12 protein-coding genes are annotated in these 19,025 nt (G+C 74.4%); 8 read left to right on the top strand and 4 right to left on the bottom strand.

What is annotated here, in order from left to right:
- The first annotated feature begins 101 nt into the window (after window positions 1-101).
- The 3 genes from IAI59_RS06790 to pbpC all read left to right on the top strand — a co-directional run bounded on the left by IAI59_RS06790 (window position 102) and on the right by pbpC (window position 9,216).
- Window positions 102-1,985: a putative bifunctional diguanylate cyclase/phosphodiesterase gene (locus tag IAI59_RS06790; protein ID WP_207417013.1), complete on the top strand. Its 1,884-nt coding sequence runs from the start codon at window positions 102-104 to the stop codon at window positions 1,983-1,985.
- A gap of 104 nt (window positions 1,986-2,089) precedes the next feature.
- The gene (locus IAI59_RS06785; RefSeq protein ID WP_207417015.1) at window positions 2,090-7,243 is read left to right on the top strand and encodes an alpha-2-macroglobulin family protein; all 5,154 of its coding nucleotides are present in this window, start codon (window positions 2,090-2,092) and stop codon (window positions 7,241-7,243) included.
- Window positions 7,240-9,216: a penicillin-binding protein 1C gene (gene pbpC / locus IAI59_RS06780; RefSeq protein ID WP_207417016.1), complete on the top strand. Its 1,977-nt coding sequence runs from the start codon at window positions 7,240-7,242 to the stop codon at window positions 9,214-9,216. The genes IAI59_RS06785 and pbpC overlap by 4 nt, the downstream gene beginning before the upstream one ends.
- Window positions 9,217-9,381: 165 nt before the next feature.
- Here the strand turns inward: pbpC and IAI59_RS06775 are convergent, their stop codons facing one another.
- The 3 genes from IAI59_RS06775 to IAI59_RS06765 are packed head-to-tail and all read right to left on the bottom strand — an operon-like array spanning window position 9,382 to window position 13,155.
- Window positions 9,382-11,625, bottom strand: a complete 2,244-nt coding sequence (locus IAI59_RS06775) for a xanthine dehydrogenase family protein molybdopterin-binding subunit (RefSeq protein ID WP_207417017.1) — start codon at window positions 11,623-11,625, stop codon at window positions 9,382-9,384.
- Window positions 11,618-12,676, bottom strand: coding sequence for an FAD binding domain-containing protein (locus IAI59_RS06770; protein ID WP_207417018.1), 1,059 nt, complete (start codon window positions 12,674-12,676; stop codon window positions 11,618-11,620). Before IAI59_RS06770 ends, IAI59_RS06775 begins: the two co-directional genes overlap by 8 nt.
- Window positions 12,673-13,155 carry a (2Fe-2S)-binding protein gene (locus tag IAI59_RS06765; RefSeq protein ID WP_207417019.1) on the bottom strand — a complete coding sequence of 161 codons (483 nt, stop codon included), beginning with the start codon at window positions 13,153-13,155 and terminating at the stop codon, window positions 12,673-12,675. Before IAI59_RS06765 ends, IAI59_RS06770 begins: the two co-directional genes overlap by 4 nt.
- 94 nt (window positions 13,156-13,249) lie before the next feature.
- Between IAI59_RS06765 and IAI59_RS06760 the strand changes: the two genes are divergently transcribed.
- A complete protein-coding gene (locus IAI59_RS06760) occupies window positions 13,250-13,837 on the top strand; it encodes a TetR/AcrR family transcriptional regulator (protein WP_207417020.1) in 588 nt (195 codons plus the stop codon).
- A gap of 10 nt (window positions 13,838-13,847) precedes the next feature.
- On the opposite strand, the gene IAI59_RS06755 is transcribed toward IAI59_RS06760, so the two are convergent.
- Window positions 13,848-14,852, bottom strand: coding sequence for a DUF2891 domain-containing protein (locus tag IAI59_RS06755; RefSeq protein WP_207417021.1), 1,005 nt, complete (start codon window positions 14,850-14,852; stop codon window positions 13,848-13,850).
- A 407-nt stretch (window positions 14,853-15,259) separates the two neighbouring features.
- On the opposite strand from IAI59_RS06755, the gene IAI59_RS06750 reads away from it, so the two are divergent.
- From IAI59_RS06750 to IAI59_RS06735, 4 genes are read left to right on the top strand one after another with little or no spacing between them, the layout of a single operon-like run.
- The gene (locus tag IAI59_RS06750; protein WP_207417023.1) at window positions 15,260-16,288 is read left to right on the top strand and encodes a sulfate ABC transporter substrate-binding protein; all 1,029 of its coding nucleotides are present in this window, start codon (window positions 15,260-15,262) and stop codon (window positions 16,286-16,288) included.
- Between the two features lie 2 nt (window positions 16,289-16,290).
- Window positions 16,291-17,106, top strand: a complete 816-nt coding sequence (cysT, locus tag IAI59_RS06745) for a sulfate ABC transporter permease subunit CysT (RefSeq protein WP_207417105.1) — start codon at window positions 16,291-16,293, stop codon at window positions 17,104-17,106.
- Entirely contained in the window at window positions 17,103-17,927 is an 825-nt protein-coding gene (gene cysW / locus IAI59_RS06740; protein WP_237181206.1) for a sulfate ABC transporter permease subunit CysW, read from the top strand. Before cysT ends, cysW begins: the two co-directional genes overlap by 4 nt.
- Window positions 17,924-18,976 (top strand): sulfate/molybdate ABC transporter ATP-binding protein, encoded by a 1,053-nt coding sequence (locus IAI59_RS06735; RefSeq protein WP_207417025.1) that lies wholly within the window; start codon window positions 17,924-17,926, stop codon window positions 18,974-18,976. Before cysW ends, IAI59_RS06735 begins: the two co-directional genes overlap by 4 nt.
- Window positions 18,977-19,025: the final 49 nt, after the last annotated feature.

The following is a 19,025-nucleotide window of genomic DNA, read 5'->3' as shown; positions in this document are numbered from 1 at the left end:
GATCGCGACGCCGCATCGGTTAGCTTTTATGGCGAACCGCAGCCTGAACGGCGCCCCGCCTTTCGCGTGGCGTGCAGGCCTGGGCCGTTGCGAAGGACGCCATGTCGCCTGCCCCTTTGCCTTTGAACGAGGCCGAACGTCTTGCCGCGCTGCAAAGCTACCGCGTTCTCGATACCGGCAGCGAAGCCGCGTTCGACGACCTCGTGGCCCTGGCGGCCCGCCTGACCCAAAGCCCGATCGCCATGGTGTCGCTGGTCGATGCGGGGCGCCAATGGAACAAGGCCAGGGTGGGCGCCGACATCGCGGAGCTGCCGCGCGAGGATTCCTTCTGCGCCCACACCATCCTGGCCCCCGGCCAGCCCCTGGTGGTGCCGGACGCGACGCGCGACGAGCGTTTCCGCGACAATCCCTTTGTCACCGGCCCGGCGGCGCTGCGCGCCTATCTCGGCGTGCCCCTGGTCAATCCCGAAGGCCACGCGCTGGGCAGCCTGTGCGTGTTCGACAACAAGTCCCGCACCTTTGAAACCAGCGAAGTGGGCACCCTGCAGACCCTGGCACGGGCAGTGACCGCCAACCTGGAACTGCGCCGCGCGCTGCGCCACACGCGCGAGGCGGCGCTGACCGACCCCTTGACCGGCCTGCCCAACCGGCGCGCCACCATGACCGCGCTGGCCGAAAGCCTGGCCGCCGGCGGCGCGGTGGCGGTGATCGCCATCGACCTCGACCACTTCAAGGAAGCCAACGACAGCGAAGGGCATGCCGCCGGCGACGCGCTGCTGCAGGCGGCGGCGCAGCGCCTGCGGGAAGCGGTGCGCCCTTCGGACATGGTGGGGCGGATCGGCGGCGATGAATTCGTCCTGCTGCTGCCCGAGCCGGGCGGCCACGCGGCGGTGTGCGAGATCGCCAGCCGCGCCAGCGCCGCGCTGCACCGCCCGGTGCCGTTCGGCAGCCGCCTGCTGCGGCTCGGCGCCACTCTGGGCGTCGCCCTCGCGCCGGAGGACGTGCCGGCGGACGCCGCGCCGGAGGAGCGCGCCGGCATCGTGCTGCGCATCGCCGACGAGGCGCTGATCCGCGCCAAGCAGGGCGGCCGGGGGAGCATCGGCCACGCCCGGCGCGAGGACGCGGCGCAGTTGCTGCGGATCGCGCTGATGCTGCGCGCCTTTGATGCCGGCGCGCCCGTGGCCGGCACCGGGCAGCCGGTGCCGGGCGCCAGCGTCCAGTTGCAGCCGATCGTCACGCTGGGCACCCCGCATGCGCTGGTGGCGCTGGAAGCGCTGGCGCGCTGGACCCACCCCGAGGTCGGCGCCGTGCCGCCGGGCGAGATGCTGGCGGTGATCGGGCCCGAGCGCACCGCGCGCTTCGGCCACGCGGTGCGGGACCTGGCGCTGGCCGCCTTTGCCACGCTGCGCGCGGGGCCCGCCGCCGCCGCGCTGGCCGGCACGCGGCTGGCGCTGAACCTGTCGGCGGCCGAGGTATCGCGCGCCGGCATCGCGCTGCAGCTCGCCACCCAGGTGGAACGCGCCGGGCTGTCGCTGCGCGACATCGAGATCGAGATCACGGAGGAAGTGCTGCTGGAGCGGGTCAGCGACAGCACGCTGGACCAGTTGGCGGCGCTGCGCGGCCGCGGTGCCCGGCTGGTGCTGGACGACTTCGGCACCGGCAATTCTGGCCTGTCGCAACTGCTGCGCCTGCCGCTGGATGGCGTGAAGCTGGACAAGCGCTTCGTGCAGCGCCTGGGGCTGGACGCCCGCGCGGCCGAGATCGTGCGCGCCACCGTGTCGCTGGCGGGTGGCCTGGGCCTGGCGGTGGTGGCCGAGGGCGTGGAAGACGAGCGCCAGGCCGCCATGCTGCAGGCCCTGGGCTGCGACGTGGTCCAGGGCTTCCTGTACGCCGAGCCGATGGCGCCGGAAGCCTTGCCCGACTGGCTGAGCCAGGGTGCGGCGCGCAACGTCCACCGCCTGAGGCAGGTGGTTCCGGGGGGCTGAGGCGCTGGCGCCGGGGTGGCGGGCATGATTGCAACGACACGGTCACGGTGCTGCCTTAAGGTGCCGTAAAGCCGACCGCATCGAGTCCAAGGAAACCCGGCACCATGTTCCTGTCCCTGTCGCGTGCTTTCGGGCTCGTGCTGCTGCTGGCCGGCACCACGCCGGCCCTGGCGCAGCAGGCGGTGGAGGTGCCCGGCCTGTCCGCCGATGCCTCCGGCTATGCGGCGGAGCTGTCCCGGCGCTTTCCCGCCGGCGCCACGGCGCAGCAGCGCCAGCAGGCGGAAGCGCGGGCGCGCGAGGCCGAAGGACGGCAGGACTGGAACGCGGCGGCCCTGGCCTGGGAGCAGCGCCTGGGCATGCCGGAGCCCGCGCCCGGGATGTGGCTGTCGCTGGCCCGCGCGCAGCTGGCCCGCACGCCGGCGCAGCCGGCGCGCGCGTTGCAGGCGGCGTGGCAGAACTTCGGGCTGGTGGAAGCCGGCGAGCCGGAAATCCCCGCGCTGCGCGTCATGTCCGTGGCGTTGCAGCAGCTGAACCGCTGGCCGCAGGCCATCGCCATGCTGGACGCGGTGGTGGAGCGCGCGCCGCGCGACGCGGCGGCGCGCGAAGCCCTGGCCACCGCCCGCCGTGCCGCCGGCCTGCTGGTGCAGCGCGTGCGGACCGAGCCGGAAGCCGAGCCGGCCCGCGCCTGCATCAGCTTCGCCGGCACCCTGAGCCGCGACCCGGCGTTCCGCCCCGCCGACTGGGTGCGCGCCGAGCCCGCGCTGCCGGACATGGCCGTGACGCGCGAGGACGGCGCGCTCTGCGTCGCCGGCCTGCCCTGGGGCCGCAGCACCCGGCTGACGCTGCGTGCCGGCCTGCCCGGCGAGGACGGCGCGCGGCTGCTGGCGGAAACGCCCGTCAACATCGCCATGCCCGACCGCACCGCGCGGCTGGCCTTCGACGGCAGCCGCTTTCTGCTGCCGCGCGGCCAGGCGGCCCGCGTCGGCCTGGCCACCATGAATGTCGAGAAGCTGGCGCTGCGGCTGGTGCGGGTGACGGAACGCAACCTGCTGCCCTTTGGCCGCGAAAACACCATCACCGAGGCGATCAGCGCCTACTCCGCCGAGGACGTGTCCGACAGCTGGGGCCGCACCGTGTGGCAGGGCACGGCGGAGGTGCCCGGGTTCCGCCGCAACGCCTTGTCGCGCATCGTGCTGCCGCTGCCGGCCGAGATCGCCACCGCCGGCCCCGGGCTTTACGTGCTGCTGGCGCGCGATGCCGAAGCCCGCAACGGCGAGGACGGCCCCGTGGCCACGGGGCTGAACATCCTGAGCACCGACCTCGGCGTCACGGCGTGGCGCGGCGCGGCGGGACTGGCCGCGCAGGTCCGCTCGCTGCAGGAGGCACGGCCGCGCGCGGGCGTGAAGGTCGCGCTGATGGCGCGCAACAACGACATCCTGGCCGAGGCCGAAACCGGCGCCGACGGGCTGGTGCGCTTTGCCGCGCCCCTGCTGCGCGGCGAGGGCCCGGTGGCCCCCGTGGCGCTGCACGCGGTGCTGGGCGACGACCTGGTGGCGCTGAACCTCGATGCCGCCGCCTTTGACCTGTCCGACCGCGGCGCCGAGGGCATGCCGCATCCCGGGCCGCTGGACGCCTTCCTGTGGCTGGACCGCGGCATCTATCGTCCGGGCGAGACGGTGAACATGACCGCGCTGCTGCGTGATGCCGCCGGCCAGCCGCGCGACGTGCCGCTGCGCCTGCGGCTGCTGCGCCCCAACGGGCAGGTGGCGGCCGAGGCCGTGCCGCCGCGCGGCGCGGACGGCGCGCTGTCCTGGTCCGTGCCGCTGTCCAACGGCGCCGCCGCCGGCGCCTGGACGCTGGAAGCGCGGGTCGAGCCGACTCAGCCACCCGTGGCCACCGCCACCTTCCGGGTGGATGCCTTTGTGCCGGAGCGCCTGGCGGTCAGCTTCGGCCCCGCCCCCGGCCCGCTGGTGCCCGGCACGCCGCTGGAGGTCCCGCTGGAAGCCCGCTTCCTGTACGGCGCCCCTGCCGCCGACCTGGAAGGCGCGGTGGAAGGCAGCCTGTCGCTGGACCCCGCCCCCTTCGCGGCGGATGCCGCCGACGGCACCGCCCGCCGCAGCCCGTGGGACGGCTGGCGCTTCGGCCTGGCCGAGGAGCCGCTGGCCGGCGGCGAGGTGCCCGGCGGCAGCGTGACCACGGATGCCGCCGGCAAGGCCGTGTTCACCGCCAGCCTGCCCGAGGTGCCGGACGCCACGCGGCCGCTGCGGGTCGCCTACACCATCACGGTGTCCGACCCCAACGGGCGCGGCAGCACGGCGCGGGTGGAGTTGCCGGTGCGCGGCGCCAACCCCTTTGTCGCCATCCGCCCCGCCTTTGACGGCGGCAGCGTGGACGCCAATGCCGAGGCCGCCTTTGATGTCGCGCTGGTGTCGCCCAACGGCGCCGCGCTGGGTGGCCGGCTGGCCGCCAAGCTGGTGCGCGAACGGCCGGAATGGCGCATCGTCACGCGCGGTAGCGTGGCGCGCTACCAGACCGTGTGGCGCGACGAGCCGGTGGATACCGCGACGCTGACCACCGCCCCCGGCACGCCCGCCCGCTTCGCGCGCGCCCTGCCCTTTGGCCGCTACCGGCTGGAGGTGACGCAGCCGGGCGGCCTGGCCATCGCCGCCATCCGCTTCCGCTCCGGCTGGGTCGGCTCGGACAGCGCGGAAGTGCCGGACAAGGTGGATGTCTCGGCCGACCAGCGCGCCTATGCGCCGGGCGCCACCGCGCGCATCCGCATCAACCCGCCCTTCGCCGGCCGCGCCAGCATCGCCGTGCTGACCGACCGGCTGGTATCCGTGCAGGAAGCCGACATCGCGGCCGGCGGCGGCGAAGTCACCGTTCCCGTCGATGCCGCCTGGGGCCCGGGCGCCTATGTCGCCGTGACGCTGTTCCGCCCCGGCGCCGCCGCCGAGGGGCAGCCGCGCCGCGCGCTGGGCCTCGCCTGGGTGGCGCTGGACCCGGCGCCGCGCCGGCTGGCCGTCGCGATCGAGACGCCGGACCTGCTGCGTCCGCGCCAGCGGGTGGAGGTGCCCGTGCGCATCGGCAACAGCGCCGGCCCCGCGCGGCTGACGCTGGCCGCCGTGGACGAGGGCGTGCTGCGCATCACCGCCTTCCCCAGCCCTGACCCCGTGGCGCATTTCCTCGGCCGCCGCCGCCTCGGCACCGACATCCGCGACGACTACGGCCGGCTGATCCCGCCGCCGGAGGGTGAGCTGGCGGCGCTGCGGCAGGGCGGCGACATGGATGCGGGCGACGCCGTGCAGCCGCCGCAGCGCGTCGTCTCGCTGTTCTCGGGCATCGTCGAGGCCGGCGCGGACGGCGTGGCCCGCGTGCCGCTGGACCTGCCGGACTTCGCGGGCGAGCTGCGGCTGATGGTGGTCGCCTGGTCGGGCGAGCGTGTCGGCGGCGCTTCCCGCGCCGTGACGGTGCGCGACCCGGTGGTGGCGGAGGCCATGCTGCCGCGCTTCCTGGCGCCGGGCGACACGGCCCGCCTGCCCCTGCTGCTGCACAACATCGAGCTGCCGCAGGGCGAGGTCGCGGCGACCATCACGCTGGAAGGCCCGCTGGCACTGGATGGCCCCGCGCGGCTGGCGGCGACGCTGGCCACCGGCGCCCGCGCCCAGCCCTTCGCCACCCTGCGCGCCACCGGCGCGGGCGAGGGCGTGGTGCGGCTGGCCGTCACCGGCCCCGGCGGCTTCCGCGCCGACCGCGAAAGCCGCATCACCATCCGTTCCTCCCGCCCCCGCGTCACGGAGGTGGCGGTCACCGAGCTGGCGCCGGGCGCCGAGGCGCGCATCGCGCCGGACCTTTCCCGCTTCGTGCCCGGCAGCACCGTGGTGCGCGCCACCTGGGGCCAGCCAGTGCGCTACGACGCCGACGCGCTGATGCGCGCGGCGCTGGAATTCCCGCTGTGGTGCGCCGAGCAATCGGCCACCAAGGTGCTGGCGCTGGCCACCGCTTCCGGCCTGCCGCAGCGCGAGCAGCAGTTAGGCTCCGCCATCGCCTCGTTGCTGGACAAGCAGCGCTTCGACGGGCTGTTCGGCATGTGGAGCGCGCAGAACGAGGCCAGCCCCTGGATCAGCGCCTATGCGGTGGAAGCCCTGGCGCGCGCCCGCGACAGCGGCGCCACCGTGCCGGAAGGTGCGTTGAACGCCGCCCTGGTGGCGCTGGCGCGCGATGCCGACGACGTGTCCCCCACCACGCCGGAGGAGCTGGCCGACCAGGCCTATCGCCTGCACGCCCTGGCGCTGGCCGGCCGCCCCCTGCCCGGCGCCACCCGCCGGCTGGCCGAGCAGCTGGACGCGCTGCCGACGCCGTTGGCCCGCGCCCAGCTTGGTGCCGCCCTGGCCCGCATGGGCGACGCGCCGCGCGCCGAGGCCGCCTTTCGCGCCGCGCTGGAAGCCGGCACCCGCCGCTTCTGGTTCCACGACTACGGCAGCGCCGCGCGCGACACCCTGGCCGTGACCCTGCTACTGCGCGAAAGCCGCCTGCTGCCCGACCGCCTGGCGGCGCAGCTTGGCCGCCTGCCCGGCGCGCGCGAGCTGTCGCCCGACACCACCTCCACCCAGGAACAGGCCTGGGCGGTGCTGCTGGCCGCCAGCCTGGGCCAGGGGGCGCAGCCCGTGCGCATCGCGCTGGACGGCAGCGCGCTGCCGGCCGCGCCCGTGGTCAGCGCCACCCCCGGCGGCGCCGTGACGGCACGCAACGCGGGCGACCGCGCTACCATCCAGTCCGTGTCCGTGACCGGCCTGCCGGCGCAGCCGCTGCCGGCGGCGCGCGCCGGCCTGCGCGTGTCGCGCCGCTTTCTGGCCATGGATGGCAGCGACCTGAACCTGGACGCCTTGCGGCAGAACACCCGCTTCATCCTGCTGCTGGAAGCCCGCGCCGAGGACGGCGACAGCCACCGCACCCTGGTGCAGCAGGGCCTGCCGGCGGGGTGGGAGGTCGCCAGCCGCCTGCCTTCCGGCACCGTGCCCGGCATGGACTTCCTGGGTGAGCTGACGGAGCCCGACACCACCGCCGCACTGGACGACCGCTTCGCCCTGGCCACCGAGCTGACCGCCAGCCGCCCCGCCGGCCGCTTCGCCGTGGTGCTGCGCGCCGTGACGCCGGGGCGCTTCGAGCTGCCGGGCGCCGAGGCGCGGGACATGTACCGCCCCGCCGTGTTCGCCCGGCAGAACAGCGGGCGCATCGACGTGCAGCCGGTGGAATGAGGCACCGCCGGCTGCTTGCCGGGCTGCTGCTGCTGGCGGCAGTCCCGGCGGGCGCCCTGGCGCTGGACCGGGCCTTTCCGCCGGACCTGTCCCGCATGGCCCGCAACGCCGTGCTGGTGGAGGACCGGGCCGCCCGCCCGCTGGCCGCCCTGCCCGCCCCCGGCGGCGTGTGGCGCCTGCCGACCGCCCCGGAGGACGTGCCGCCGCACCTGCTGGCGCAGCTCGTGGCGGCGGAGGACGCGCGCTTCTGGCGGCACCCCGGCATCGACCCGCTGGCCCTGGCCCGCGCCGCCGCGCAGTGGCTGCGGGCGGGGCGCGTGGTGTCCGGCGGCTCCACCCTGTCCATGCAGGCGGCGCGGCTGCTGGAGCCCCGGCCGCGCACCCTGCGCTCCAAGCTGGTCGAGATGGCGCGCGCGGTGCAGCTGGAAGCGCGCCTCGGCAAGCGGGGGGTGCTGGAAGTGTGGCTGACGCTGGCGCCCATGGGTGGCAACATCGAAGGCGTGCGGGCCGGGGCGCTGGCCTGGTTCGGGCGCGAGGCCCGCGCGCTGCACCCGGCCGAATCCGCCCTGCTGGTCGCCATTCCCCGCCGGCCGGAAGCGCTGCGCCCCGACCGCCACCCCGCCGCCGCGCTTGCCGCGCGCGACGCCCTGCTGCGCGTGCGCGCCGCCCGCGCCACCGGCGTGACGCAGGCGGACCGCGACGTCGCCGCCGCCGTTCCCGCCGCGCGCCACGCCATGCCGGCGCTGGCGCCGCATTACGCGCGGCAGGTGGCACGGGCGGGCCTGTTTCGCACCACGTTGGACGCGCCGCTGCAACAGGCGCTGGAAGCGATGCTGGCGGAAGCCCGCGCCAGCCTGCCGGCGCGCGTGTCCACCGCCGCCGTGGTGCTGGACCTGCGCACGCGCGACATCCGCGCGCTGTCCGGCGGCGCCTGGGGCGAGGAAGCGCGGGCCGGCGCGCTGGACCTGACGCTGGCCATCCGCTCGCCCGGCTCGGCGCTGAAGCCGCTGCTCTACGCGCTGGCCTTCGAGGACGGGCAGGCACGGCCGGACACGCTGCTGGACGACATGCCCCGCCGCTTCGGTGGCTACGCGCCGGAAAACTTCGACCACGGCTTCACCGGCCGTGTGACCGCCGCCGACGCCCTGCGCCGCTCGCTGAACCTGCCCGCCGTGGCCTTGCTGGACCGGCTGGGGCCGCTGCAACTCGCCTCCGCCATGAAGCGCGCCGGCGTGCTGCCGCGCCTGCCGCCGGGCGCCGAGGCCACCTTGCCGCTGGCGCTCGGCGGCGTGGGCGTGACGCTGCGCGAGATGACCGGGCTTTACGCCGCCCTGGCCGACGGCGGGCGCGCCGCCGATGGCCGGCCCGTGGTGCAGCCCCGCGCCGCGGCGCAGGTGGCCGCCATCCTGACCCGCCCCTTTCCCGGCGGCGGGCCGGCGGGCGTGGCCTGGAAGACCGGCACCTCCTGGGGCGGGCGGGACGGCTGGGCGCTGGGCTTCGACGGCCGCCACGCGGTGGGGGTGTGGGTGGGGAGGCCGGACGGCACGCCCATGGTGGCCGCGACCGGCGGCGCCACCGGCACCGCCCTGGCCCTGCCGCTGCTGGCCCGCAGCTTCGCCCTGCTGCCCGCCGCCCCGCGCCCGGACGCGCCCCGCACGCCCGCCACGGCCACGGCGCGCAACCTGTCCGACCGCCTGCGCCTCGTGTTTCCCCCGGCCGGAGTGGAGATCACCGACGGCCCCGTCATGCTGCGCGCCGCCGGCGGGCGGCGGCCGCTGACCTTTCTGGTGGACGGCGCGCCGCTCGCCAGCACCCTGGCACGGCGTGACGCCGACTGGCGGCCGGACGGGCCCGGGCACTACCGCGTCACGGTGCTGGACGCGGATGGAGCGAGCGCGACGGTGCCGGTGCGGGTGGCGCCTGTGGCCTTTGCAGGGACGCCGCCCCCGCAAACTCCCCCGGCAGGGGATTGAAGCCCCTGCACCCCCGCCTGTTTGCTTCCAGGCCGACGGGATGTTTCCGACTTCATCGCCGGCAGCAAGATCTTTCAAAAGGAAATCCTGGTCCCCCTTTGGATAAAAGGGGTCCAGGGAATTCAATCCCCTGGCGGGGAAAGCATGAAAGGGGCAGCGCCCTTCTCAATCCACGCTCATCAGACTTTCCAGCGCGATCGGGAAATGCCGCACCCGCACCCCCGTCGCGTGCCACACCGCGTTCGCCACCGCGCCCGCCGTGCCGGTGATGGCGATCTCGCCCACGCCCTTGATGCCCAGCGGATTGATGTGCGGGTCGTGTTCCTCCACCAGGATGGCTTCCAGCGAAGGCACGTCGGCATTCACGGGCAGGTGGTACTCGGCGAGGTTGGCGTTCATGATGCGGCCCGATCGGCGGTCGGTCACCGCGTGCTCGTGCAGCGCGAAAGAGACGCCCCAGATCATGCCGCCGAAGTACTGGCTTTGCACCATGCGCGGGTTGATCACCCGCCCGGCCGCGAAGGCGCCGACCACGCGCGTGGCGCGCACCTGGCCGAACTCGGGGTCCACCTTCACTTCCACGAACACCGCGCCGTGTGAATGCATGGCGAAGTTGCCCTGCGCCGCGGGGTCCGGCGCGCCGGTGCCGTTGGCCTCGATCTCCTGCAACCCGGCGCGGCCCAGGATCTCGGCGTAGCTTTCGCTGCGGGATTCGTCGTCGCGGCGGTGCAGGCGGCCGTTTCGTGCCACCACGCCGGCATTGCCCGCGCCGAACAACGGCGAGCGCTGGTCACCGAAGGCCAGTGCCGCCAGCTTCTCGATCACCGCGCCGCCCGCATGGTGGATGGCGGTGGAAACCGTGGCCATGTGCGCCGAGCCGCCGGCGATGCCGGCATCCGGCAGGCCCGAATGGCCGGACTGGAAGTCGATGCGCTCGATCGGCAGGCCGAGGCCGTCGGCCGCCACCTGGGCCAGCGCGGTCCAGGCGCCCTGCCCCATGTCGTGCGCGCCGGTCTGCACGATGCCGCCGCCATCGGCCCGCAGCACCGCGCGGGCGTTGCCGGCGAACATCAGCGCCGGAAAGGTGGCGGTGCCCATGCCCCAGCCGACCAGCAGGCCGGATTCATCGCGCATCTGCCGCGGCTTCAGCGGGCGCCCGGCCCAGCCGAAGCGCGCGGCGCCCTGCGCGTAGCATTCGCGCAGCGCCTTGGAGGAGAAGGGCTTGCCGGATGCCGGCTCCACCTCGGCGTAGTTCCGCAGGCGGAACTCCAGCGGGTCCATGCCGCAGGCCTCGGCCATCTCGTCCATCGCGCTTTCCAGGGCGATGGAGCCGGTGGCCTCGCCCGGCGCGCGCATGAACAGGGGCGTGCCGGTGTCCAGCCGCACGGCGTCGTGGCTGGTGCTCAGCGCCGGCGTCGCATACAGCGTGTGCGCGACATCCGCGGCGGGCTCGAGGAAGTCGTCGAAGGTGCTGGTCGCGGTGCGGGTGTGGTTGCTGATGGCGGTGAAGCCACCCGCCGCGTCCGTGCCCATGCGGATGGTTTGGCGCGTCGGCGCGCGGTGGCCGACCGGGCCGTACATCTGCTCGCGGCGCAGCACCAGCTTCACCGGCCGCCCCACCAGCTTGGCCGCCAGGATGCCCAGCACCTGCGGCCCGTTCGGCAGGCCCTTGGAGCCGAAGCCGCCGCCGAGGAAGGGGCTGCGGATCTCGATATCCTCGGGGCGGATGCCGAAGAGCTGCGCGAAGCGCCCCTGCGCGATGGCCATGCCCTGGCTGGGCGTGTCGAGCGACAGCCGGTCGCCGTCCCAGGCCGCGACGATGCCGTGCGGCTCCATCGGATTGTGGTACTGCGCCGGCGTCTCGTAGGTCGCCTCGATGCGGTGCTCCGCCGCCGCCAGCCCGGCCTCGACGTCGCCGTGCTGCACGGCGGCGGGGTTGCCGACGCCGACGGATTGCGGCGTGAACACGGCGGCGCCGTCCAGCCCGACGCGCGCGGCCTCGGCCTCGTAGCGCGGCGCCAGCAGGGCGGCGCCCTCCGTCGCCGCTTCCAGCGTTTCGCCGATCACCACGGCGATGGGCTGGCCGGGGTAGCGCACGCGGTCGTTCTGCAACGCCTCCATGCGGAACATGAAGGGATGGTCCTTGCCATCCGGGTCGGCGGCCAGCGGCGGGCGGTTGGCCGGCGTCATCACCTCCACCACGCCGGGATGCGCGCGGGCGGCGGCGAGGTCCATCGCCACCACCCGGCCGCGCGCGATGCCGCTGACGGCCAGCACCGCGAACAGCATGCCGTCCGGGTGGTTGTCGGCGGCGAAGGTCGCCTGGCCGGTGACCTTGAGCGGCCCGTCGCGCCGCGTCAGCGGCTGGCCGATGCTGGAGCCATGGCGGTGTTGCACGGTGTCAGACATGGATCGGGCCTCCCGGAACGGGTGCGAAGGGCGAGGCTGGCAGGGCGGGCACGCGGTCCGGCGTGCCGGCCGCCGCCAGGGCCAGCGCGCGCGCCACGATGCGCCGCGCCAGCCCGATCTTGAAGCCGTTGTCGCCGGACGGCGCGGCGCCTTGCAGCGCCAGTTCCGCCGCGCGGGCGAAGGCGGCGGGCTCCGGCGCCTGGCCGGCCAGCGCCGCCTCGGCGGCCTCGGCGCGCCAGGGCTTCAGCGCCACGCCGCCAAGCGCGATGCGCGCTTCCGCGATGCGCCCGCCTTCCAGCCGCAGCGCGGCGGCGGCGGATACCACGGCAAAGGCGTAGGAGGTGCGCTCGCGCAGCTTCAGGTAGCGGCTGTGCGCGGCAAAGCGCGCGGCTTCGGCCGGCAGCCGCACCGCCACCACCAGCTCGCCCGGCGCCAGCACGGTTTCACGCTCGGGCGTTTCGCCCGGCAGCAGGTGGAACCCGGCAAGCGGAACCTCGCGCCGGCCGTGCTGCCCCTCGATCTCCACCACCGCGCCCAGCGCCAGCAGCGGCACGCAGAAATCGGAGGGGTGCGTGGCGATGCAATGCTCGCTCCAGCCCAGGATGGCGTGCAGGCGGTTCTCGCCGCCGCGCGCGTCGCAGCCGGCGCCGGGCTGGCGTTTGTTGCAGGCGCTGGCGGTGTCGTAGAAATAGCCGCAGCGGGTGCGCTGCAGCAGATTGCCGCCCACCGTGGCGGCGTTGCGCAGCTGCGCGGACGCGCCGGACAACAGCGCCTCGGCCACCGCCGGAAAGCGTGCCGCGAAGCCCGCGTCGTGCGCCAGCTCGGCATTGCGCACCAGCGCGCCGATGCGCACGCCGCCATCCGCCGCGTGCTCGATGCCGTCCAGCCCCGGCAGGCGGCTGACATCCACCAACCGGTCGGGGCGCATGATGCCGCCCTTCATCAGGTCCAGCAGGTTGGTGCCGCCGGCGTGGAAAGCGGCGCCGGGCGCGCTGGCCATGTTCACGGCTTCCGGCAGCGTGGCGGGGCGGAGGAATTCAAAGCGGTTCACGCGGCCTTCTCCATCTTCGCCTGCGCGTCCAGCACCGCCTCGGTGATGCCGGCATAGGCGCCGCAACGGCACAGGTTGCCGCTCATGCCTTCGCGCACCCGCTCCGGGTCGCTGCCCGCCTGGCCTTCCCGCACCAGCCCGACCGCGCTCATGATCTGGCCCGGCGTGCAGAAGCCGCATTGAAAGCCGTCGTGGTCGATAAAGGCCTGCTGCATGGGGTGCAGCGCGCCGCCATCCGCCAGCCCCTCGATGGTGGTGACGCTGGCGCCGTCCTGCGCCACGGCCAGCACAAGGCAGGCATTGGTGCGGCGGCCGTCCAGCAGCACGGTGCAGGCGCCGCACTGGCCGCGGTCGCAGCCCTTCTTGCTGCCGGTCAGGTGCAGCCGCTCGCGCAACAGGTCCAGCAGGGTGACGCGCGGGTCGTCGAGCGCCACGGCGTGCACCACGCCGTTGACGGTGAGCGAAATTGACAGGCTCATGGGACGCTCCGATGAGAGATGTTGCATCCGGACAGGGGCCGGGCGCAGAGAGTCTTATACGGAGGCACCCTCCGTTTATCAAGGAGTCATTGCGGTGGAGGCACGGCCCCCCGGGCGAGCACGGCGGCCACGCGCGGATGCGGCACGCAACCGCGAGCGCCTGCTGGAAGCGGCCAAGCGGGTGTTCGGACGGGACGACGGCGCGCACAGCAGCCTGGAAGCCGTGGCGCGCGAGGCCGGCGTCGGCATCGGCACGCTGTACCGCCACTTCCCGACGCGCGAATCCCTGTTCGAGGCCGTCTACCGCCGCGAGGTCGAGCAGCTGGTGGAGCTGGCGGGCCAGCTGGCAGGCGGGCCGGACCCGGTGGCCGCGCTGCGCCGCTGGCTGCGCGCCAATGTCGAGTTCGTGGCCACCAAGAAGGGCATGGCGGCCGCGCTGGCCATCGTGATGCAGGGCACCACCGACCTGTCCGCCTATACCGCCGAGCGGCTGACGGCGGCGGTGGGCGGGCTGATCGACCGTGCCGTCGCCGCCGGCGCGCTGCGCGGCGACGTGGGGCCGGAGGACCTGCTGCGGCTGCTGGTCAGCTTGTGCTACGGCTCCAGCGCGCCCGGCTGGCAGCACAACGTCCTGCGGCTGCTGGACGTGTTCGTGGACGGCATGCGCCGGGACCGCGCCTGAGAAATGCCGTTCAGGCCTCCAGCGCCAGCGTCGCGAAGCTCGCCAGCCAGTGCTCGCCCATGTAGTCGTCCAGCAGGTGCGGCAGGCTGGCATCCAGGTGCCGCTCCGCCGCCGCCCGCATCGGCGCGCAGCGCAGGTCGCCGTCCGGCAGCGCGGCCGCCAGGGCGCGGAAGCACCAGGCGCGGCTGAGGTTCAGCCCGTCCAGATGCGCGATCTTGCCGTCGCTGCGGTCGCTCGGCGCCGCCGGGCGGAACAGCGTGGCCGGCTGCTGCTCCGCCAGCCGGGGCAGAAAGCGGTCGAACCACGGCAGGAATTCCCCGGGCGGCAGCAAGCGGCGCATGCATTCCGCCTCGATCAGCGCGGAAGACTGGAAGTCGTCGCCGCTGGGCTCGCCCCAGGCGGGGCAGTCGGTGTCCTCGCCATACCAGCGCAGCGCGGTGTCGCGCAGCAGCGCCAGCAGCGCGGCGTCGCCGCCGCCCGCCGCGAAATCGGCCGCCATGCGCAGGCCGAAGGCGGTGTTGAAATGCGTGCCCACCCGCACCGGATAGGTGGCGATGGGCAGAAAGTCGCGGAAGCGCTGCGCGAAGATCTCCGCCAGCGGCGCCAGCGCTTCCCCCCAGCGCGGCTCCGGCAGCCGGCGCAGCTCGTCCGCCAGCTTCAGCAGCCAGGCCCAGCCGTAGGGCCGCTTGAAGCCCCGCGCGGTGGGCGCGGCCAGATAAGCGCATTCCCCCGCCACCTTGGCCGGCACCAGTTGCCGGTCGAACAGCGTGCGGATGGCCGGTGCCTCTGCCCCATCCGGAAAGCGCCGCAGCATGCGCGCCAGCAGCCAGTAGCCATGCACGCAGGAATGCCAGTCGTAGCTGCCGAAGAACACCGGGTGCAGCGTCGCGGGGGTGCGGGCGTCTTCCGGCCCCGACAGGGTATGGTCCGGCTTGTTGGGATATTCCCGCCCAACATGGCCCAGCGTGATGGCCGCGAAGCGCGCGCCGGTTTCAGGGGAAAGGACATGTCGCATCGGTGGCTCCACGAGCAGGGTGCGCGGCGCAGTCTAGGCCGCCCGGCAGGCGGGGGAAATCGATGCCACCCCGCCGGCGCCGGAGAACCTTTCCCCCGCCCGGCGTGTTTGTTCCGCATCGGTCACTCATCGGACGAGGGCGGGAACATGGTCATCAGCAGAGGCGTTGCCGGCGTCGTGGCGGGCGTTCTGGTGGCATTGGTCTTCGCGGTGGCGCTGGGCGGCCTGTAGGCCGCCGGCGGAGCGCGGCAGCACCCGGCCCCCGCTAGCACGACGCGGCGTCGTGCATCGCGCGACCAACCATCTTCCATCGTGATTTTTGCTGTTGCGCCGCCCCGGCCGCTGCGGAACCATGCTTCGCCGCACCACAGGCGGCCGCCAAGGCCCGCCCAGGACAGGAGCCAAGCATGACCCGTCCCGCGATCGCCCGCCGCCAGCTGGCGCTGCTCGCCCTGCCTGCCCTCATGGCCGGCACGCCCGCGCGGGCCCAGGCCGGCGCCACGCTGCTGAACGTCAGCTACGACCCGACGCGGGAGCTGTACCGCGACTTCAACGCCCTGTTCACCGCCCAATGGCAGGCGCGCACCGGGCAGGCGGTGCGGGCCAATACCTCGCATGGCGGCTCGGGCCGGCAGGCGCGCTCGGTGATCGACGGGCTGCAGGCCGACGTGGTGACCCTGGCTCTGGCCTACGACGTGGATGCCATCGCCGCCCGCGGGCTGATCGCGCCGGACTGGCAGTCCCGCCTGCCGCACAACAGCGCGCCCTATGTCAGCACCATCGTGTTCCTGGTCCGCAAGGGCAATCCCAAGGGCGTGCGGGACTGGGGCGACCTGGCGCGCCCCGGCGTTGCCGTCATCACGCCCAATCCCAAGACCTCCGGCGGCGCGCGCTGGAACTACCTGGCGGCCTGGGCCTGGGCCCTGCGGCAGCCGGGCGGCGACGCCGCCGCCGCGCAGGACTTCCTGGGGCGGCTGTTCCGCAACGTGCCGGTGCTGGATACGGGCGCGCGCGGCTCCACCACCTCCTTCGTGCAGCGCGGCCAGGGCGACGTGCTGCTGGCCTGGGAAAACGAGGCCCACCTCGCCGCCGCCGAGTTCGGCGCGGACAAGTTCGACATCGTCTACCCGCCGCTGTCCATCCTGGCCGAGCCCTCCGTCGCGGTGGTGGACCGCAACGTCGACCGGCGCGGCACCCGCGCCCTGGCGGAAGCCTATCTGCAGGGGCTCTACGCGCCGGAAGGGCAGACGCTGGTCGCCAAGCACTTTTATCGCCCGCGCGACGCCGCCGCCCTGACGGCCGCCGGCAGCCGCTTTCCGCAGCTCGAGATGGTGACCATCGACGACCCGGCCTTGGGCGGCTGGCAAAAGGCGCAGGGCACGCATTTCGACGACGGCGGGCTGTTCGACCGGATCTACCGGCCCGGCGGCCGGTGAGCATGCCGCGCCGGCGCGACGCGGTGCCGGGCTTCGGCTTCAGCCTGAGTGTCACGCTGCTGTGGCTGGGGGGGCTGGTGTTGCTGCCGCTGCTGGCGCTGCTGCTGCGCCCGGCGGAGCTGGGGCCGGCGGGCCTGTGGCATTCGGTCACCGAGCCGCGCGTGCTGGCGGCGCTGCAGCTGTCCTTTGGCGCGGCGCTGGCGGCCTCGGCGCTCAACCTGCCGCTGGGGCTGCTGGTGGCCTGGGTGCTGGTGCGCTACCGCTTTCCCGGGCGCGGGCTGCTGGACGCCGCCGTGGACCTGCCTTTCGCGCTGCCCACCGCCGTGGCGGGCCTCGCGCTTACCGCACTCTACGCGCCGAATGGCTGGATCGGCGCGCCGTTGGCGGCGCTGGGGCTGAAGGTGGCCTACACGCCGCTCGGCGTCGGGCTAGCCATGCTCTTTGTCGGCCTGCCCTTCGTGGTGCGCAGCGTCGAGCCTGTGCTGCGCGACCTGCCGCGCGAGGCGGAGGAGGCGGCGGCGACGCTGGGCGCCACCCGCGCCCAGGCGCTGTGGCGCGTGGTGCTGCCGGCGCTGGCCCCCGCGCTGCTGGCCGGCTTCGCCATGGCGTCGGCGCGGGCCATCGGCGAATATGGCAGCGTCATCTTCATCGCGGGGAACATGCCGATGGTGAGCGAGATCGCGCCGCTGCTGATCGTGACCCGGCTGGAGCAGTTCGACTACGCGGGCGCCGCCGCCGTGGGGCTGGCGATGCTGGCGCTGTCCTTTCTGATGCTGCTGGCGCTGAACCTCGCGCGCCGGCTGTGGCGCCCGGCGTGAGCCCGACGGCCGAGCCCCGCTGGCTGCGCCGGCTGCTGATCGGCGCCGCCGCGCTGCTCTTGGGGCTGTTCCTGCTGCTGCCGCTCGCCGCCGTGTTCACCGAGGCGCTGCGCCGCGGCTGGGCGCCCGCGTGGCAGGCGTTGTCCGAGCCGGACGCCGTGGCGGCGGTGCGGCTCACGCTGCTGGTCGCGGCCATCGCCGTGCCGGTCAACATGGCGGGCGGCGTGGCGGCGGCCTGGTGCATCGCCAAGTTCCGCTTTCCCGGCCGCAGCCTGCTGCTGGCGCTGATCGAGCTGCCGTTTTCCGTGTCCCCCGTCATTTCCGGGCTGGTGTGGGTGCTGCTGTTCGGCGCGCAGGGCTGGTTCGGTCCCTGGCTGCAGGCGCATGACGTGCAGATCGTCTTCGCGGTGCCGGGGCTGGTGCTGGCCACGCTGTTCGTCACCTTTCCCTTTGTCGCCCGCACGCTGATCCCGCTGATGCAGGACCAGGGGCGCGGCGCCGAGGAAGCCGCCGCCACCCTCGGCGCGTCCGGATGGCAAACCTTTCGGCGCGTCACCCTGCCGGACATCCGCTGGGCGCTGCTGTCCGGCGTGCTGCTGTGCAACGCCCGCGCCATGGGCGAGTTCGGCGCCGTGTCCGTCGTGTCCGGCCACATCCGGGGGGAAACCAACACCATGCCGCTGCATGTCGAGATCCTGTACAACGAGTACCAGTTCGTCGCCGCCTTCGCGGTGGCCGCCCTGCTGGCGCTGCTGGCGCTGGTCACGCTCGCCGCCAAGACGCTGCTGGAACGCGGCACCCGGCGCGGCCTGCCCGCATGAGCCTGGAGGTCGCGCAGCTGTCCCGCCGCTTCGGCGACGCGCAGGCGCTGCGCGACGTATCGCTGGCCGTGCGGGGCGGCGAGTTCGTGGCGTTGCTCGGGCCGTCGGGCTCCGGCAAGACGACGCTGCTGCGCGTGCTCGCCGGCCTCGACTTCGCCGATGCGGGCACGGTGCGTATCGACGGGCGGGACATGTCGGCCGTGCCGGCGCGCGAGCGTGGCATCGGCTTTGTGTTCCAGAGCTACGCGCTGTTCCGGCACATGAGCGTGTTCGAGAACATCGCCTTCGGCCTGCGCGTGCGCCCGCGCGCGCAACGCCCGACACGCGCCGAGATCGCCCGCCGCGTGGAGGCGCTTCTGGGGCGCATGGGCATCGCCGAGCTTGCCCGCCGCCTGCCGGAGCAGATCTCCGGCGGCCAGCGGCAACGCGTGGCGCTGGCCCGCGCGCTGGCCATCGAGCCGCGCCTGCTGCTGCTGGACGAGCCCTTCGGCGCGCTGGACGCCGAGGTGCGCAAGGGCCTGCGCCGCTGGCTGCGCGCGCTGCATGCCGAGCTCGGCCTCACCAGCCTGTTCGTCACCCACGACCAGGAGGAGGCGATGGAGCTGGCCGACCGCGTGGCCGTGATGCAGGCCGGTGCCGTGGTGCAGTTCGACACCCCCGCCGCCATCCTGGACCGCCCCGCCAGCGCCTTTGTCGCCGGCTTCCTGGGCCACGCCGCCCGCCTGCCCGCGCGGCTTGCCGCCGACGCGCTGCATTTCGACCCCCTGCCCCTGCCGCCCCTGCCCCGCGCCGCGCTGCGCGCCACGCCGGAAGCCGAGGGCCCGGCGGTGGCCTTCGTCCGCAGTCACGAATGGCGCATCCGGCCCGCCGCCGCCGGCGAGGGCAACGCCACCCTGCTGCACGCCCGGCGCAGCGGCGGGCAGGAGCAGCTGGAGATCGACCTCGCCGGGCAGGTCATCGAGGCGGAAGCGGCGCCGGGCCTCTTGCAGCCCGGCCAACCCTGCCGGATCGAGGCGGTGACGGCGCGGGCTTACGCGGACAAGCCCTGACAGGGAAGAAAGGTCGGGGGAAGGAATTCCCCCGAACCCCCATCTTTTT

It is taken from the genome of Roseomonas haemaphysalidis (assembly GCF_017355405.1).
Lineage (GTDB): Bacteria > Pseudomonadota > Alphaproteobacteria > Acetobacterales > Acetobacteraceae > Pseudoroseomonas > Pseudoroseomonas haemaphysalidis.
This window is presented reverse-complemented; position numbering and strand designations above follow the sequence as displayed.

Excerpts from the sequence above, each read along its gene's own strand:
- IAI59_RS06750 (WP_207417023.1), top strand. The coding sequence starts at position 15,260 with ATGACCCGTCCCGCGATCGCCCGCCGCCAGCTGGCGCTGCTCGCCCTG.
- IAI59_RS06765 (WP_207417019.1), bottom strand. The coding sequence starts at position 13,155 with ATGAGCCTGTCAATTTCGCTCACCGTCAACGGCGTGGTGCACGCCGTG.
- cysT (WP_207417105.1), top strand. The coding sequence starts at position 16,291 with ATGCCGCGCCGGCGCGACGCGGTGCCGGGCTTCGGCTTCAGCCTGAGT.
- IAI59_RS06735 (WP_207417025.1), top strand. The coding sequence starts at position 17,924 with ATGAGCCTGGAGGTCGCGCAGCTGTCCCGCCGCTTCGGCGACGCGCAG.
- IAI59_RS06755 (WP_207417021.1), bottom strand. The coding sequence starts at position 14,852 with ATGCGACATGTCCTTTCCCCTGAAACCGGCGCGCGCTTCGCGGCCATC.
- pbpC (WP_207417016.1), top strand. The coding sequence starts at position 7,240 with ATGAGGCACCGCCGGCTGCTTGCCGGGCTGCTGCTGCTGGCGGCAGTC.
- IAI59_RS06785 (WP_207417015.1), top strand. The coding sequence starts at position 2,090 with ATGTTCCTGTCCCTGTCGCGTGCTTTCGGGCTCGTGCTGCTGCTGGCC.
- IAI59_RS06790 (WP_207417013.1), top strand. The coding sequence starts at position 102 with ATGTCGCCTGCCCCTTTGCCTTTGAACGAGGCCGAACGTCTTGCCGCG.
- IAI59_RS06775 (WP_207417017.1), bottom strand. The coding sequence starts at position 11,625 with ATGTCTGACACCGTGCAACACCGCCATGGCTCCAGCATCGGCCAGCCG.